This window comes from Streptomyces sp. NPDC007189 (genome assembly GCF_040703635.1).
GTDB lineage: Bacteria > Actinomycetota > Actinomycetes > Streptomycetales > Streptomycetaceae > Streptomyces.
In genome coordinates this window covers 118058-134559 of the sequence record NZ_JBEYEY010000013.1, presented here as the reverse complement: position 1 = coordinate 134559, position 16502 = coordinate 118058, and the positions used below count along the sequence as shown (strand labels likewise).

15 protein-coding genes are annotated in these 16502 nt (G+C 73.8%); 6 read left to right on the top strand and 9 right to left on the bottom strand.

Features of this window, described 5'->3' with window-relative positions; translation table 11 throughout:
- The first annotated feature begins 28 nt into the window (after window positions 1-28).
- Together AB0950_RS25565 and AB0950_RS25560 are read left to right on the top strand one after the other, a co-directional pair.
- Window positions 29-697 carry a maleylpyruvate isomerase family mycothiol-dependent enzyme gene (locus AB0950_RS25565; RefSeq protein WP_360575404.1) on the top strand — a complete coding sequence of 223 codons (669 nt, stop codon included), beginning with the start codon at window positions 29-31 and terminating at the stop codon, window positions 695-697.
- A 131-nt stretch (window positions 698-828) separates the two neighbouring features.
- Window positions 829-1521, top strand: coding sequence for a copper homeostasis protein CutC (locus tag AB0950_RS25560; protein ID WP_360160217.1), 693 nt, complete (start codon window positions 829-831; stop codon window positions 1519-1521).
- Window positions 1522-1585: 64 nt separating this feature from the next.
- On the opposite strand, the gene AB0950_RS25555 is transcribed toward AB0950_RS25560, so the two are convergent.
- Together AB0950_RS25555 and AB0950_RS25550 are read right to left on the bottom strand one after the other, a co-directional pair.
- On the bottom strand, window positions 1586-2059 hold the full coding sequence (locus AB0950_RS25555; RefSeq protein ID WP_366779487.1) for a hypothetical protein: 474 nt from the start codon (window positions 2057-2059) through the stop codon (window positions 1586-1588).
- 396 nt (window positions 2060-2455) lie between these two features.
- Complete coding sequence (locus tag AB0950_RS25550; protein ID WP_366779538.1) at window positions 2456-4420, bottom strand: UvrD-helicase domain-containing protein; 1965 nt, start codon at window positions 4418-4420, stop codon at window positions 2456-2458.
- 390 nt (window positions 4421-4810) lie between these two features.
- Here AB0950_RS25550 and AB0950_RS25545 point away from each other — a divergent pair, with 390 nt between their 5' ends.
- Complete coding sequence (locus tag AB0950_RS25545) at window positions 4811-4993, top strand: hypothetical protein (protein WP_360575407.1); 183 nt, start codon at window positions 4811-4813, stop codon at window positions 4991-4993.
- A 72-nt stretch (window positions 4994-5065) separates the two neighbouring features.
- Here AB0950_RS25545 and AB0950_RS25540 read toward each other — a convergent pair whose 3' ends face one another.
- Window positions 5066-6718 carry a DNA repair helicase XPB gene (locus AB0950_RS25540; protein ID WP_366779486.1) on the bottom strand — a complete coding sequence of 551 codons (1653 nt, stop codon included), beginning with the start codon at window positions 6716-6718 and terminating at the stop codon, window positions 5066-5068.
- Between the two features lie 69 nt (window positions 6719-6787).
- Window positions 6788-9493, bottom strand: a complete 2706-nt coding sequence (locus AB0950_RS25535; RefSeq protein WP_366779485.1) for a helicase C-terminal domain-containing protein — start codon at window positions 9491-9493, stop codon at window positions 6788-6790.
- 124 nt (window positions 9494-9617) lie between these two features.
- On the opposite strand from AB0950_RS25535, the gene AB0950_RS25530 reads away from it, so the two are divergent.
- Both AB0950_RS25530 and AB0950_RS25525 read left to right on the top strand, forming a co-directional pair.
- Window positions 9618-10661 carry a hypothetical protein gene (locus tag AB0950_RS25530; protein WP_366779484.1) on the top strand — a complete coding sequence of 348 codons (1044 nt, stop codon included), beginning with the start codon at window positions 9618-9620 and terminating at the stop codon, window positions 10659-10661.
- Between the two features lie 728 nt (window positions 10662-11389).
- Complete coding sequence (locus AB0950_RS25525) at window positions 11390-12013, top strand: HAD family hydrolase (RefSeq protein ID WP_360160211.1); 624 nt, start codon at window positions 11390-11392, stop codon at window positions 12011-12013.
- Here AB0950_RS25525 and AB0950_RS25520 read toward each other — a convergent pair.
- A complete protein-coding gene (locus AB0950_RS25520) occupies window positions 11983-12240 on the bottom strand; it encodes a hypothetical protein (protein ID WP_360160210.1) in 258 nt (85 codons plus the stop codon). The genes AB0950_RS25525 and AB0950_RS25520 overlap by 31 nt on opposite strands.
- A 165-nt stretch (window positions 12241-12405) precedes the next feature.
- Here AB0950_RS25520 and AB0950_RS25515 point away from each other — a divergent pair, with 165 nt between their 5' ends.
- Window positions 12406-12789 carry a cold-shock protein gene (locus AB0950_RS25515; RefSeq protein WP_360160209.1) on the top strand — a complete coding sequence of 128 codons (384 nt, stop codon included), beginning with the start codon at window positions 12406-12408 and terminating at the stop codon, window positions 12787-12789.
- A gap of 24 nt (window positions 12790-12813) precedes the next feature.
- Here the strand turns inward: AB0950_RS25515 and AB0950_RS25510 are convergent, their stop codons facing one another.
- The 4 genes from AB0950_RS25510 to AB0950_RS25495 all read right to left on the bottom strand — a co-directional run bounded on the left by AB0950_RS25510 (window position 12814) and on the right by AB0950_RS25495 (window position 16389).
- On the bottom strand, window positions 12814-13662 hold the full coding sequence (locus tag AB0950_RS25510) for a 1,4-dihydroxy-6-naphthoate synthase (protein WP_366779483.1): 849 nt from the start codon (window positions 13660-13662) through the stop codon (window positions 12814-12816).
- Entirely contained in the window at window positions 13652-14344 is a 693-nt protein-coding gene (locus AB0950_RS25505; protein WP_360160223.1) for a futalosine hydrolase, read from the bottom strand. The genes AB0950_RS25510 and AB0950_RS25505 overlap by 11 nt, the downstream gene beginning before the upstream one ends.
- A 23-nt stretch (window positions 14345-14367) precedes the next feature.
- Window positions 14368-14865, bottom strand: coding sequence for a DUF2771 domain-containing protein (locus AB0950_RS25500; RefSeq protein WP_360160207.1), 498 nt, complete (start codon window positions 14863-14865; stop codon window positions 14368-14370).
- 120 nt (window positions 14866-14985) lie between these two features.
- Window positions 14986-16389 carry an MFS transporter gene (locus tag AB0950_RS25495; RefSeq protein WP_360160206.1) on the bottom strand — a complete coding sequence of 468 codons (1404 nt, stop codon included), beginning with the start codon at window positions 16387-16389 and terminating at the stop codon, window positions 14986-14988.
- Between the last annotated feature and the right edge of the window lie 113 nt (window positions 16390-16502).

Genomic DNA, 16502 nt, shown 5'->3' with positions numbered 1-16502 from the left:
CGCCGTTGGCGCCCCTAGCGTGGCTTCCATGACTGACGTACAGGAAGTACGGGACCCCGAACTGCCCGGGCGGCTGCTCAGCCTCGAGCGGAACGCCCTGATACCGCTGCTGCGCTCGCGCTCCGACGCGGACTTCGCGCTGCCGACCACCGCGTGTCCGGGGTGGTCGGTGCGGGATGTGCTGGCGCACTGTTCGGCCGCGTTGATCAGGGTGGTGGAGGGCCGGTTCGAGCGGGGCGTGTTCTCGCCCGAGTCCAACGACCGGGACATCGCCGAACGGGCCGAGTGGTCGAACGCGCAGGTCGTGGACGAGCTGGAGCGCGGGATGACCGAGGCCGGGCCGGTGATCGCCGAGGCGGGCGGGGCGCTCGACATGATCGCGCTGGGGGAGTGGGTGCACGCCGGTGACGTGCGCGACGTCCTCGGCGCGCCGGGAGCGTACGCGGGGGCCGGGCTGCCGGACGCCCTGACGCTGCTCGTCCGGATCACCCGGGAGAGGGATCACCTGCCGTTGCACGCCGACCTGGACGACGTGGACGAGCCGCTGCGGTTCGGCGCGCCGGTGGCGGCGGCACCGCCCGCTCGGTACATCGGCGACGCGGCCACGCTGGTACGGCTGTACGCGGGGCGGCCGCTGAACGGGGACGGGTACGAGCTGGCCGGCGCCCGGGAGGGGGACCTCAACATCTTCGGGTGACGGCGAACCTTCGGGTGACGAGGGAACCCCATCGGGCACAGGCGTAGTCTTGGAATTGGACTAGACCTGTAGAGCCGTCGGCCGTACCCACCGCGGAGCCGATGAACGCCGATGAAGATGAATGGGGTGCCATGAGCAAGCGTGCAGTCCTGGAGGTGATCGCCCTCGACGTCGAGGACGCGGTCGCCGCCCAGGCCGGAGGCGCGGACCGCCTGGAACTCGTCACCGACATGGCGGCCGACGGGCTCACCCCGTCGGCGTCCGTCTTCGCCGGGATCCGGGCCGCCGTCGACATCGACCTGCGCGTGATGCTCCGCCTCGCCGACGGGTTCGCGGCCGGTGACGTCTCACGGCTCGTGGGCGTGGCCGGGGAGCTGCGGGAGGCCGGCGCCGACCAGTTCGTGCTCGGCTTCCTCGACGGGGACGGCGGGGTGGACCTCGCCGCGGTGGAACGGCTGGCCGGTGTGCTGGACGGCTGCGCGTGGACGTTCCACCGGGCGATCGACCGCGCCGCCGACCGCGACGCCCTGCGCAAGCAGCTCGCCGGCCTCCCCGGCCTCGACACCTACCTCACCGCCGGGTCCCCCGCCGGGGTGGACGAGGGGCTGCCGACGCTGGTCGCGGAGGCGGGGCGGCGCGGTGAGCCGGGGTACGGCCAGGAACTCCTGGTCGGCGGCGGCCTCCGCCTGGAGCACGTCCCGCAGCTCCGGGCCGCCGGGATCGACGCCTTCCACATCGGCGGCGCGGCGCGCTCCGCGGGGTGGGACGGGGCGGTCTCCGAGCAGGCCGTGGCCGAGTGGCGCAGGGTGCTGGACGGGGAGTAGGACGCGCCCCGCCCAGCGTCGTCACGCGGCCACGAGCGCGACGAGGACGAACCGTCCGCCGTCGTCACGCGATCGCGAGCGCGAGGAGGACGAAGAGGAACACCAGGCAGAAGCCGGTGAGCGGGACCATGCCGATCATTCCGGCCGGGCGCCGCAGGACCGGGCGGCCCGGGTCCAGGCCGGGGCCGAAGGCGGCCGTCGGCGCGGGGAGCTTGCGGATCCTGGACAGGGTGAAGAGGTTGATCAGCAGCGTGATGGGCGTGATGATCATCGACATCGGACCCCACCAGCCCTGCGCCATCGTGTCCGACTGCATCTTCCGGAAGACGGCGAGCGCGCAGGTCCGGCAGAAGGTGCCCTTCCGCCACAGGTTCCGCATCACGATCAGCATGCCCTGGTGGCCGCGGACCGTCACCCGTGTGGCGGGCGCGGCTCCGCACACGTCGCACCCGGGTCCACCGGGCGCGGGGGCGGCGCCGGACGGGTAGGCACCGGGCGCCTGCTGGTACGGACCGGCCTGGCCGTGATCGGCGGCCACCGCCTGGGGTGGGTACGGCGCCGGAGCCTGCTGGTGCGGCCCGGGTACCGGCTGCTGGTACGCCCCGGACGCCTGTGCGCGCGGTCCAGGTGCCTGCGCGTACGGTCCGGGTCCCTGTGCGTACGGTCCAGGTCCCTGCGCGTACGGTCCAGGTCCCTGCTGGTACGGACCCGGCTGCTGCGCGTACGGCCCTGGAGCCTGCGGGTAGCCCCCCGGCCCCTGCGGGTAGCCGCCCGGCGCCTGTGGGTGGGCCCCCAGCCCCTGCGGGTAGCCCGCCGGGGCCTGCGGGTAGGGACCCGGTGTCTGCTGATACGCCGGGTGCGGAGGCGGTGGAGTGCTCAACGGAGGCCTTTCCGTGGGGACATGCCGGAACGGCACGACCCTAGCCGTGTGCCGTCAGGCCAACTGGGCCGGTACCGGCGCCGAATGGATCACGATCAGACCCGACACCGCTCGCGTGAGCGCCACGTACAGCCGCCGCAGCCCCGTCCGCTCGTCCGGTTCGCCGTCCACCACCGCCTGGGGCTCGTCCAGCACCACGTAGTCGTACTCCAGGCCCTTGGCCAGAGAGGCCGGGACCAGGGTGAGCCGGGTCTCGCGGGTGGTCTCCTCGCCGGGGGCGAGGCAGGTGATCCCCGCGGCCGTCAGCGCCTCGGCCAGCGCGGGGACGCGGGCGTCGGCGGCGATCAGGCCGGTCGAGCCCTCGTTGCGCAGCAACTCCTTGCAGGCGGCGATCACTTCGGACGTGCCGCCGACGTGACGGATCTCGAAGAAGCCGGGGTTCTCACGGACGGAGGCGACCGGGGTGAGGCCCGGGGCGATGTACGGCAGCAGGCGGGAGGCGTAGGCGATGACGTCCGTCGGGACACGGAAACCGGCCGTCAGCTCCTCGACGACCCCCTCGGGCTTGCCGAGGTGGGCCAGCGCCTCCTCCCAGCTGCGGGTCGCCCACGGGGTCGTGCCCTGCGCCAGGTCGCCGAGGACGGTCGCGCTGCCCGTGGTGCAGCGGCGGCCGACGGCCCGGTACTGCATGGGGGACAGGTCCTGCGCCTCGTCCAGGACGACATGGCCCAGCGAGTGCGTGCGCTGGATCAGGTCGGCCGCCTCGTCGACCAGCACCGCGTCCGCCGGCGACCACCGGGCCGACTTCACGCTGCGCACCGGCTTGGCCCACAGGATCGTCTTCTGCTCGTCCTCGTCCAGGATCCCGGCGGCGTGCTCGGCGAGGAAGTCCGCGTCCGTCAGCAGCCGCAGGACGAGTTTCGCCGGGTCCACCTGCGGCCAGACCGCCTTCACCGCCGCCTTCACCGCGCTGTTGCGGGCCACCGCGTCCTGCACCCGGTCGTCCGGCGCCTCCCCGGAGCGCTCCATCTGGACCAGCACCGCGTGCGCGATCCGCTGGGGCAGGGCCTCGCGGGCGGCGCCGTAACGGATGTCCCGCTGCAGCAACTGGCGGACGATCTCCTCCAGTTCGTACGCCGGAACCCGCCAGCGCCGCGAGCCGCGCACCACCACGACCGGCTCCGTCGGCATCGTCACGTGGGAGTACAGGGCCCGGCGCAGCACCTCGGCCATCCGGGCGTCGCCCTTGATCACGGCCGCCGCCGCGTCGTCGGTGCCGCGCACCTCGACATGGGCGACCAGGTCGTCCACGGTGGCCTGCCGCACCGTCAGCTCGCCCAGCGCGGGCAGGACTTGCTCGATGTAGTGCAGGAAGGACTTGTTCGGCCCGATGACGAGGGTGCCGGTGCGGGCCAGCCGCTCCCGGTGGGCGTACAGCAGATACGCGACCCGGTGCAGGCCGACGGCGGTCTTTCCGGTGCCGGGGCCGCCCTGGACGCAGACCGTGCCGGACAGGCCGGCGCGGACGATCTCGTCCTGCTCGGGCTGGATGGTGGCGACGATGTCCCGCATGGGGCCGACGCGCGGCCGCTCGATCTCCTGCTGGAGCAGCTTGCTGGCGGTGGCCGCCTCGGCCGGGTCGGAGAGGTGCTCGTCCTCGTACGCGGTCAGCTCGCCGCCGGTGTAGCCGAAGCGTCGGCGCAGCGCGACGTCCATCGGGTCCTTCTTGGACGCCCGGTAGAACGGCTGCGAGACCGGCGCACGCCAGTCGATGACCATGGGGTCGCCGCCGGCGTCGTGGACGTGCCGCCGCCCGATGTAGAAGCGTTCGCCCTCGGCGCCCTCGGCCTTGTCGGAGCCGGGCGCGTGCAGATAGTCCAGCCGGCCGAAGAACAGCGGGGTGTCGCTGAGGTCGGCCAGCGCCTTGATCCGCTCGTCGATCTGCCGGGACAGCACTTCGGCGTTGACCCAGTTCGCGGTGACGTCCCGGATGTCCAGCGCCTCCACGTCCTCGCGCATGGCGCGCAGCGCGGCGCGGGAGGCGGCGAGGTGGGAGCGCTCTCGGGCGAGGGGGTCGTCGTCGGGCGTGGACGTGAGCACGGGGATGCCTCCGGTGGACCTGCTGGGTGGCTACGACGATGCCGTCCGGTTTCCGACCGGGCGACGGCACTCCGCGGAGGAGAAGCGGGCAAGAGCGGAGATTTTATGGGAGCGTGCGGGGGCGAGGCCAATGAATTTCCGTCCGGGCTGCCGGGTGCGCGCGTCGGTTCCGGCCGCCGGGCCGCCCCTTAGGGGACGCGCGGCCCCGGACGTAGGGGCCGGGCTCCACCCGGAGATCTACGCGGAGCCGTCCGGAATTGGACCCGGAGACCGATGCGGCTGATATGTCCGGCGATCCACCATGGAGACATGAGCGCAGCAACCATCTCTCCAGGCCCTGACCGGCCGCCGGCCGGGGCCACGGCCGTGGACGGCCCCCACCACCACTGGCTCGGCAACGCCCTGCGTGCCCTCAAGGTGTTCGCGGAGGCCGCCTTCGGCGTGATCATCCTGGGCGAGTACGGCGAGGAAGCGGGCATACGCCGCCAGTGACGGCGGCACAGGCCCCCGGCGGCACGGCCCGTGCCGTCCCCCGGCGGCTCAGCGGTGCCGTCCGCGGGCGGCTCAGCCCGTGCTGTCCTCCGCCAGGATCTCGTCGGCGTCCATGATCCGGTAGGCGTAGCCCTGTTCGGCCAGGAAGCGCTGCCGGTGGGCGGCGAAGTCCTGGTCGAGGGTGTCGCGGGCGACGACCGAGTAGAAGTGCGCCTGGTGGCCGTCGGCCTTGGGGCGCAGGACCCGGCCGAGGCGCTGGGCCTCCTCCTGGCGGGAGCCGAAGGTGCCGGACACCTGGATGGCGACCGTCGCCTCGGGCAGGTCGATGGAGAAGTTGGCGACCTTCGACACCACGAGCACGCTGATCTCGCCCTCACGGAAGGCGTCGAAGAGCTTCTCGCGCTGGGCGTTGGACGTCTCGCCCTTGATCACCGGGGCGTTCAAGTGCACGCCCAGCTCGTCGAGTTGGTCGATGTACTGGCCGATCACGAGGATCTGCTGCCCGGCGAACCGGCGCACGATCGCCTCGGTCACCTTCCGCTTGGTGTCCGTCGTCGCACAGAAGCGGTACTTCTCCTCGGTCTCGGCCGTGGCGTACGCCAGCCGCTCGGCGTCCGTGAGGTTCACCCGGACCTCGACACAGTCGGCGGGAGCGATGTAGCCCTGCGCCTCGATCTCCTTCCAGGGCGCGTCGAACCGCTTCGGCCCGATGAGCGAGAACACGTCCGACTCCCGGCCGTCCTCCCGCACCAGCGTCGCGGTGAGGCCCAGCCGGCGGCGTGCCTGCAGATCGGCGGTGAACTTGAAGACAGGAGCGGGCAGCAGATGCACCTCGTCGTAGACGATCAGACCCCAGTCCCGGGAGTCGAAGAGTTCCAGGTGGGGGTAGACACCCTTCCGCTTGGTGGTCAGCACCTGGTAGGTGGCGATGGTGACCGGGCGGATCTCCTTCTTCGTGCCGCTGTACTCGCCGATCTCGTCCTCGGTCAGCGACGTCCGCTTCACCAGCTCGTGCTTCCACTGCCGCGCGGACACGGTGTTGGTGACCAGGATCAGGGTGGTGGACTTGGCCTGCGCCATCGACCCGGCCCCGACGAGCGTCTTGCCCGCGCCGCAGGGCAGCACGACGACACCGCTGCCGCCGTGCCAGAAGTTCTCCACGGCCTGCTTCTGGTACGGCCTGAGCGCCCAGCCGTCCTCCAGCAGCTCGATCGGGTGCGCCTCGCCGTCGACGTACCCGGCGAGGTCCTCGGCGGGCCAGCCCAGCTTCAGCAGCGTCTGCTTGATCTGCCCGCGCTCGGAGGGGTGCACGACGACCGTGTCCGGGTCGATGCGCGCGCCGACCAGCGGGGCGATCCGCTTGGACTTCAGCACCTCCTCCAGCACCGGCCGGTCGGTGCTGGTCAGCACGAGTCCGTGCGCGGGGTGCTTGGAGAGCGTCAGCCGCCCGTAGCGGTCCATCGTCTCGGCGATGTCCACGAGCAGCGCGTGCGGCACCGGGTACCGGCTGTACTGCACCAGCGCGTCCACGACCTGCTCGGCGTCGTGCCCGGCGGCACGCGCGTTCCACAGCCCGAGCGGGGTGACCCGGTAGGTGTGGATGTGCTCGGGGGCCCGCTCCAGCTCGGCGAACGGCGCGATGGCCCGACGGCAGTCGTCGGCCCGCTCGTGGTCGACTTCCAGGAGCAGGGTCTTGTCGGACTGGACGATGAGGGGACCGTTCACGCGGGCTGCCTTTCCGAACGGCTGGACGGGGCCAAACATCCAGTGTGCCGCACCCGGCGGCGATCACCCTCAGTCCTCCGCCAGCTCCGCCACTCCGGTGATCCGGTGCAGGGGGTAGGTGCGGACCTCGTCCGCGGTGTGGTCGTACGCCGTGACGAAGCCGCCCTCCACCTTGACCGGGGCGATGACGCGCTGGCTGGCGGCGCCCTCGGCGTTGACGTAGCCGATCCAGAGGGACGCGCCGGTCAGTACGGCGGCCTGCACGGTGGCCAGGGTCTCGGCGGAGGAGGTGCGGGGAGGTTCACCGCCCGACAGCGGCTCGCCGGCGGGCTTGCGCGGGGTGGTGGCGGCCAGGTCGCCGGCCCGGATCGCGCGGATCGCCGCCGAGAGCAGCGTGGCGTCGGGCGGCGGCGGTCCGTCCGGGACCGGCTCGGGCGCGGTGCGCGGCGGGGTGCGGTGGGCGTGGGCCCGGGCGATCAGGACGTCGCCCTCGGCGGACTCGGCGGCCGGTGCGTAGCCCATCGCGCGCAGGCCCTCCAGCAGCGCGGCCGGGTCGGACTGGGTGGCCAGCACGGTCGGGGCGAGGCGGCGCAGGCGCAGGGCGGCGGCGCGCTTGTCGGCCAGGATCTCGTTCAGCAGGCTGTCGTCGTCGCAGCGCACGTAGGCCGAGGCGGCGCCGACCCGGAGATGGCCGTGCTTGCGGGCCACGTCGTCGATCAGATAGGCGAGCGGCTGCGGCACCGGGGTGCGGGAGTGCTGGGCGAGGAAGGCGTGCAGGTCGGCTGCGGTGTGGCCGGCGTCCAGCGCGCGGCGCACCGAGGCCGGGGTGAAGCGGTACACGGTCGCGCCGCCCTTGGACTCGACGTCCGCGAGCACGTCCAGCACATCGGCGAGGGGGCGCTGGAGCGGCCCCGGCGCCACTGCCGTCAGGTCGGCCTGGAGCAGGACGTGGTCCAGCGGCTCGGGGAGCAGCGGCGCGAGCAACCGGGCGGCGGCAGCCGTCGCCACGGCCTGCTCGGCGGAAGAGAGCGGGGCGAGGACGGGCGCGGGCCGGTGGTGATGATGCACGGGCAGCTTGTCACCGGGGCCGGAGGACTCGGCAGGACGGGAGGACTCGGCGGGACGGGAGGACTCGGCGGGACGGGAGGACTCGGCGGGCCCGGCGGCGGCCCGGGTGGTGCCGGGGCTGCCGGGCGTGGCGCCGGTGGCGGTCGACGAACGGTGGGCGGCGGTCTGTGCGGTGCCGGCGGTCGTGCGGGACGTGTCCGATGTGCCCGCACCCAGCGCCGGGGCGCCCAGCAGGGCCCGGCCGTGTGTCGACAGGGCGCCGCGGCCGGTGATGCCCAGCAGTTCCGCCTCGGACAGGGTCCAGCGGGCGAGGCGGGTGCGCAGGTCCTCCTCGGCGCCCCGCTGCTGGGGGCCGCGCAGGGGGCGTTCCCAGCGCAGGCGGGCCAGCACCGCGTCGGCGCCGGGCGCCGCGCCCGTCGGCAGCCCGGCCAGCAGGGTCAGCACCCGGTGCCGTACCTCGGGCGCGGCCGAGCGGTCCAGGCCCGGGCCGAGCGCGGCGAGCGTACGGTCCTTCGCGTCCCGGCCGCCGACCAGCCCCGGCGTCCGGGTGGCCGCCAGCCAGGTTTCGGCGAGACGGGCCCAGCGTTCGGCGGCGGGCCGCTCCAGCCACTCGTCGTAGGCGGGCGTAGCCGCGTACCGCTCGTCGGCCTCGCCGTCGGCGGCGATCAGACCGGCGGCGTACGCGAGTTCCACCCAGAAAGCGGCGACCGGCTCGGACACGTCCAGGGCCACGGCGGTCCGCTTCAGGTCCCGGACGCTCAGGCCTCCGGCCCGCAGGACCGCCGGGCCGCCCTCGTCCCAGTCCTTCAGCAGTTCCTCGACCGTGGCGAGCGCGGTGTACGCCTGTCCGGCCGCCGTCGCGTCCACCACCTGCGGACTGTGGGTGGCGGCCGGTTCGACGGCGGGCGGCAGCGGCTCGGGTGCGCGGTGGGCGCGCCCCTGACGCAGGTGCAGGGCCACCTCGCGGGGGAGCACGACGGTGCCGGGTGCGGTCGGCAGCAGCAGACCGCGGTCCAGCAGCCAGCGCAGATGCGCGGCGGGCTCCGGGGTGACCTGCCCGTACGGCGGCCCCCACACCAGCCGCGACAGCACCTCCACGGCGGGCTCGGGGGCGTCGGCGAGCAGCTTCGCCATCTTCTTCCGGTCCGAGAACAGCGCGGTGAGCGCGGCCACGGCGGACACCGAGTCATGGGTCGAGGGCAGCCCGGCCGCCATGACGATCTCCTGGATCCGGCCCGGCGACATGCCCGAGGTGGCCTCCTGCACGGTGGGGCCGAGCCCGGTCGGGGAGGGGTGCTGCGGGGACGGCGCGAGGAGTTCGCGGGCCGTGCGGACCAGCCGCAGCCGGTCGTCGTCGCCCCACACCAGCGCCTGCTCGCGCAGGGTGCCGAGGGCGTGCGGCAGCGCGGCGGCGATCGTCTCGTCCCGGGCGTCCCCGGCCATCAGGCCGAGCAGCGTGTCGTACGACGCCGGGTCCGGGGCCACGGCCAGCGCCTCCGCCGTCTGCAGCGCGAACCGGTCGAGCCGCTCCAGCGCCCGCAGCACCGAGGCCCGGGTGCCGGCCCGGGTGGCCAGCTGGGTCAGGTCGGTCGGGACGGGCGTGACGAGATCGGGGCGGCTGCGCAGCAGCGCGGCCAGGGAGGCGTCGTCCCGCGCGCGGAGCGCTTCCGCGAGGGAACGGGGTGCTGGGTGGGCCGCTTGGCTCATCTGACCCACGGTAGCGGCTGCCGCCCCCGAGGGGGGCGCCCCGGGAGCGGTACGGGCTGGCGGACACCTCTCTGCGCTACGGTCCTCACGGGGTTTCATCGCCGCCACCCCGGAGGGGCTTGCGTTGGGGATCGAGAGCGACCAGGTCGTCTACGAGTACCTGAGCCGTGTCGGAGACATCGCTCAGCAACGGCAGCTGCCGTCGGGCACGCGGATGCGGCTCGTCTCGGAGCTGCGGGGCGAGATCGAGCGGCACCGGGCCAGGGCGACGGTCGACAGTCCCGCGGCGGTCCGCCGCATCCTGGACCGGCTGGGCAGCCCGGACGAGGTGGTGGCGGCCGCGGGCGGCGGGTCCGGCGCCGGCCGGGTTCCGCAGCCGCCGTCCGCCGCCGTGCCCGTACAGCCCGCGCCGCCCGAGCCGAAGCGCAGGCCGAAGCCGACGCAGGAGCAGGCGGGCGGTGACAGGGAGGGGGCCGGGGAGCGCCGCAAGGGGCTGCGCCGGGTCGTACCCCGCCCGCGTCCCTCCGGGACCGAACAGGCGCCCGCGCCCTCCGTCCCGCGCGACGCCGCGTCGCCGCCGCACCTGGCCCCCGCGCACGAACTGGGGGGCAGCGCCGTACAGCCCGACTGGTGGAGGGTCGGCGGGAATCCGTTCGGCGTCTCGGCGGAGACGGACTCGGTGCCGGGCTTCGTGGGCGGGGTGGAGATCCCGGAGCTGCTCAGGCGCCCGCCGAAGGAGAAGGCGCCGGCGGAGCGTGCCGAGCCGGAAGAGGCCACCGAGCCCGAGGCCGAGCCCGCCGGGCGGCGGCGCCTGGTGCCCCGCCCGGCCACCGGCTGGACCAACCCCCTTCTGCTGCTGGCCGCCGCCGCGCTGGTCGCGGGAGCGGTGCTCGGCAACTGGTTCGCCCTGCTCCTCGGCTGGGTGATCGCCTACGGCTCCCGGCGGCTGACCCCCGCGGAGACCAAGGTCGCCGTGATGGTCCTGCCCGGCACCGCCGTCGCCGCCGGGCTGGTCTGGCTGTGGGGGAGGGTCAACGGCCGCTGGGGCGCCCCGATCCCGCAGGGCCACATGAACGACGCGGTCGCCGGGACATGGCCGTGGGTGGTACGGGGAGCGGCGATCGCCTCGGCGCTGTTCCTGGCATGGCGCTCCCAGCGCCCCCGCTGAGCCGCCGACCCGGAAGTGCCGCTCGCCGGCGGTGTCTGCCCGGACATCCGCTGAGGCGGCAACCTGGATGGGCCGTTGCCCGGCGGCGTCCGCCTGGACACCCCGCCATGGCCGACGTCCGCCCGATTCGGCGTTCCCAGCGCACGCACTGAGCGGCTTACCGGGGCGGGCCGTCGGCCGGCGGCGTCTGCCCGGACACCCGCTGAGGCGCCGACCGGGGCGGCCGTTGGCCGGTGGCGTCTGCTCGGACACCCGCTGAGGCGGCGACCCGGGCGGGCCGTCGGCCGGCGGCGTCCGCCCGGACTCCCTGCCATGGCCGGCGTCTGCCCGGACATCCGCTCCCAGCGCCCCCGGTGAGCGGCTTACCGGGGTGGGCCGTTGACCGGCGGCTTCCGCTCGGACACCCGCTGAGGCGCCGACCGGGGCGGCCGTTGGCCGGTGGCGTCTGCTCGGACACCCGCTGAGGCGCCGACCGGGATGGGCCATCGGCCGGCGGCGTCCGCCCGGACATCCCTCCCTGGCCGGTGTCCTGCCCGGACACTCGCTGCCAGCGCACCCGCTGAGGCGCCGACCGGGGGCGATCCCTGCCCGGCGGCGTCCGCCCGGACACCCCGCCCTGGCCGGCGTCTGCCCGAATCCGCGCTCCCAGCGCCCCCGCTGAACGGCTGACCGGGGTGGGCCGTCGGTCGGCGGCGTCCGCCCGGATGCCCCCTGACACAATGACCCATATGACATTCACCGTCGGCTTCGACCTCGACATGACCCTGATCGACTCACGGCCCGGTATCCACGCCTGTTACACGGCGCTGGCCGAGCGGACCGGGGCGTTCATCGATGCCGATCTGGCGGTGACGCGGCTGGGGCCGCCGCTCGCCGAGGAGTTGGTCAACTGGTTCCCGGAGGAGCGGGTGCCGGAGATGGCCGACCTGTACCGGGAGATGTACCCGGCGTACGCCATCGCCGCGACCCCCGCGATGGCCGGCGCCCGCGAGGCGATGGCCGCGGTGCGGGCGGCCGGCGGACGCACGATGGTGGTCACGGCGAAGTACGAGCCCAACGCCAAGCTGCACCTGAGCCACCTGGGCATCGAGCCGGACGTCGTCGTGGGCGACCTGTGGGCCGAGCGGAAGGCGGAGGCGCTGCGCGAGTACGCCGCCGGGGTGTACGTCGGCGATCACGTCGGGGACGTGCGCGGCGCCCGTACGGCGGGAGCCCTGTCGGTCGCCGTGGCGACCGGGCCCTGCCCCGCCGAGGAACTGCGCGCCGCCGGGGCGGACGTCGTCCTCGACGATCTGTCCGCCTTCCCCGCGTGGCTGGCCGGTTACCGGGAGGCCGAGGCCTCGCGCGCCTGACGGCGGCCCGCGGCGACCGCCCGCAGGACGCCCGCGCCCGCGAGGAGGAAACCGACGGCCATGAGCATGCTCAGGCCGTACATGTAGGTGGGAAAAGGCTTCGTGCCGAGGAACAGCGGAACCACCGTGACCGCAGTGGCCAGCGCCCCGGCGAAGAAGACGATCGCACCGGCGCGGATCAGCCCGTCACCGGGTGCGGCGGAATTCGTTTGGGTTTTGTCACGCACCGGACCAGGGTAGTTCCCAGCGCGAGGGAACAACCGGGGGACGTCTTGTCACCCGCCCCGAGACCATTAGCCTTGGTAGCGGCGGGTCATGGACGACCCGCTCTAGTGCTATCAAGAGCACTTTCGAAGCAGTTTCCCCAACTAGTACGAGGACGAGGACAGACGGTGCCGACCGGGCGTGTCAAATGGTTCAACAGTGAGAAGGGCTTCGGCTTTCTCTCCCGCGACGACGGCGGTGACGTCTTCGTCCATTCCTCTGTTCTCCCCGCCGGAGTCGACGCGCTGAAGCCGGGACAGCGCGTGGAGTTCGGCGTCGTCGCCGGTCAGCGCGGTGACCAGGCGCTGTCGGTGACCGTCCTGGAGCCGACCCCGTCGGTGGCCGCCGCCACCCGCAGGAAGCCGGACGAGCTGGCCTCGATCGTGCAGGACCTGACGACCCTCCTGGAGAACATCACCCCGATGCTCGAGAAGGGCCGTTACCCGGACAAGGCCTCCGGCAAGAAGATCGCCGGTCTGCTCCGCGCGGTCGCCGACCAGCTGGACGTCTAGCCGTACGGGAGACAGCCGGCCGTACTACGGAAAAGCGAGCGCAGCCGGGCCGAGGGGCGGCACCAGCCCCTCGGCCGCCGCGCGTGTGAGCAGCCCGCGGACCGCCGCGTAGCCGTCCTCGCCGAGGTCGGCGGTGAACTCGTTCACGTACAGCCCGATGTGCTGGTCCGCCACGGCCGGGTCCATCTCCTGGGCGTGCGCCATGACGTACGGGCGGGACGCCTCGGGGTCGTCCCAGGCGGCCCGTACGGAGGCGCGGACGGCGTCGGCGAGCCGGTTCAGCCGCTCCGCGCCCAGCGAGCGCCTGGCGATGATCGCGCCGAGCGGGATCGGCAGTCCGGTGGTCCGCTCCCAGTGCTCGCCCATGTCGGCGAGCTTGTGCAGCCCGTAGTTCTGGTAGGTGAACCGGGCCTCGTGGATGACGAGCCCGGCGTCCACCTTGCCGTCCCGGACGGCCGGCATGATCTCGTGGAACGGCATGACGACGATCTCGCCGACGCCTGCCGGGAGGGTGTCGGCCGCCCAGAGGCGGAAGAGCAGGTACGCCGTCGACTTCTCGCTGGGCACCGCGACCGTACGGCCCGTCAGGTCGACGTCCGGCTCCCGGGTGAGCACCAGCGGCCCGCAGCCCCGGCCGAGCGCGCCGCCGCACGGCAGCAGCGCGTAGTCGCCGAGGACGTACGGCAGGACGGCGTACGACACCTTCAGCACGTCGAACTCGCCGCGCTCGGCCATGCCGTTGGTGATGTCGATGTCGGCGAAGGTCACGTCCAGCGCGGGGCCGCCGGGGACCCGGCCGTGGGCGAGGGCGTCGAAGACGAAGGTGTCGTTCGGGCAGGGGGAGTACGCGATCTGCAAGGGCTCAGCGGTCATACGGTTTCCAACTCTCCAGTGCGGGGGCGAGCTTCCCGAACGCCTCGGTGAGGGCGGTGAGGGCGTCGCCGATGCGCCAGGCGGCGCGGTCGCGGGGGCCGACCGGGTTGGACACCGCGCGGATCTCCAGCACCGGCACCCCGTGCGCGGCGGCGGCCTCGGCGACCCCGAAGCCCTCCATGCCCTCGGCGAGCGCGCCCGGGTGCCGCGCGCGCAGGGCGGCGGCGCGGGCGGCGGTGCCGGTGACGGTGGAGACGGTGAGGACCGTGCCGGTGCGGGCGCCGGTCGCCTCGGACACCAGGCGCACGGCGGCCTGCGGCGGCCGGTGGGTGACGGTGCCGAAGCCCAGCTCGGTGACCGGGAGGAAGCCTTCGGCGGTCTCGGCGCCCAGGTCGGCCACGGTGATCGCGTCGGCGACGACCAGCGAGCCGACGGGCGCCTCGGGCGGGAAGCCACCGCCGATCCCGGCGCAGACGACCAGGTCGTACGGGGCGCCCTCGAGGGCGGCGGCCGTCAGGGCGCCGGCGGTGGAGGCGGCGGCGAGGGCCGGGCCGACGCCCGCGGCGAGCAGATCCCAGCCGGCGGTACGGCACAGCAGCGCGCCGGGGAGCCGTACCTCGGCCGCTTCCCCGGGAAGCGCCCTGGCCACCGCGTCCCGCTCGACGGGGACCGCGGTGGCCACGAGGACGCGTGCCAAGGCCGTGATCAGGCCTTCTTCAGCTTGAACGACCACATGCCCTGGTTGGACTTCGAGCCCATCCGGATGGTGACGGTGTTGGTGTCGCCCTGGGTGCCGTACTGCTGGTTGAAGAACGCGCTGCCCGGAATGGTGCGGTAGGTCTTGTTGCTGACGTCGGTGAACTGCTGGCCGTTGACCAGCAGCACCCAGCCGGTGTCCGCGATCTTCGGGTCGACGCCGATGCGGACCGTCTCGTCCTGGTCGACCTTGATCGACTTGGCGTTCCCGACGTTCTTGACGCACGTCGTCAGCGACTTGGCGTCCAGTGCCTTGCCGTCGTTGTAGCAGGTGGCCTCGGAATTGACCGAGCTGTCGCCGACGGTGACCGTCGCGACGGGCGTCGGCTTGTCGCAGGCCGACAGGGCGAGCAGTCCGGCGGAGACGAGGCCGGCGGCGGCGACGGCGCGGCGGCGGCGCACAGCCCGGTGTACATCAGCGGCTTCGCCGCGGGGCAGCATGGTCATAGCCGAAGGCTATCGGGCGCCCCGATCCGTCCGCCCACGTGGGGTGCGGCGTGCCCGGTTCGTTACGCCAGCCGTGCCCCTGCCCGGTGAGACGCCGCCGGTTCGCCATCCCCCGGCAGGTCAGGCGACCCGGGAGTGCGGCCGGCCGCCGTGCCGGGCCGAGGCGAGCAGGCCCTTGAGGGTGGTCAGCCAGCCGACGGCGACGAACACCGCGCCGATCAGCAGGCCGACGGTGCCGTCCAGCGGCAGCACGATGCCGACGGCGCCGCCGAACACCCACGCCATCTGCAGCAGCGTCTCCGAGCGGGCGAACGCCGAGGTGCGCACCAGCTCCGGCACGTCCCGCTGGATCAGCGCGTCCAGGGCCAGCTTGGCCAGCGCCTGCCCGAACCCGGCGACGGCCGCGAGACAGGCCACCAGGAACGCGCCGAAGAACACGGCGGCCACGATCGCCGTGCCGAGCACCACCGCGACGACGGCCACGATGATGATCTCCGGGGCGCGTGACCTGAGCCAGGAGCCGACGGCCGTGCCCAGCGCGTTACCCGCGCCGGCGGCGACCCCCACCACCCCGAGCGAGACCGCCGCGCTCTCCCCGGTCAGCGGGTGCTCGCGCAGCAGGAAGGCGAGGAAGAAGATCAGGAAGCCGGACAGGCAGCGCAGGGCCGCGTTGGCGCCGAGCGCGTGCGTGACGGCGGGGCCCACGGTCCGCAGCCCCGGCCGCTTGATCCCCTCCTTGTCCTTCCCGCGCTGCGTGCCGTGCAGATGCTGCTCGTCGGCCGCGAGCAGTGCCACGTCCTCGCCCTTGGCGGAGTCCACCTTGGGCGGCAGCGAGAACGACAGGAACGTCCCGCCGACGAAGATCAGGAAGGCGCCGTACAGCGGCCAGGGATCGCCGACCCGGTGCAGCCCGGCGGCGACCGGCGCGGCCACCCCGGTGGCCAGCAGCCCCGCCAAGGTCACCCGCGAGTTGGCCCTGACCAGCGAGAACCGGGGCGGCAGCAGCCGCGGTACGACCGCGCTGCGCACCACGCCGTACGCCTTCGACGCGACCAGCACGCCGAGCGCGGCCGGATACAGCTCCAGGCTGCCGCTCGCCACGGCGCCCGAGATGACCAGCGCCAGCAGGGCGCGGGCGAGCATGGCGCCGGCCATGGCGGCGCGCCGGCCGTGCGGCAGCCGGTCCAGGAGCGGGCCGATGACCGGGGCGAGGACGGTGAAGGGCGCCATGGTGATGGCGAGATACAGGGCGACCCGTCCGCGGGCCTCGTCGGTCGGCACGGAGAAGAACACCGTGGACGCGAGCGCCACGGTGACCATCACGTCGCCCGCGCCGTTGACGGCGTGCAGCTCGATCAGCTTGCCGAGGCCCGACTCACCCGCCCCGTGGGCGTGCGTGGCTCTGCGGATCCCGCGCGCCGCCCCGGTCACCGGGACGTGCAGGGCACGCCCGACGGAACGGACGGCGCCACCGGCCCGGCTCGCACCGCCACCTCGAACACCACGCCTGTCCGCGGTCGCCACGTGGTTCATAGTGCCCTGAGAAGCGGTGGGATAGTGCCGTACCGCGCGGAAGAGGCCGATGGGCGGGCGGGAAGGAATCCCGCGTGGCGGCGAGGAATCTTGTTCGGTGTAGC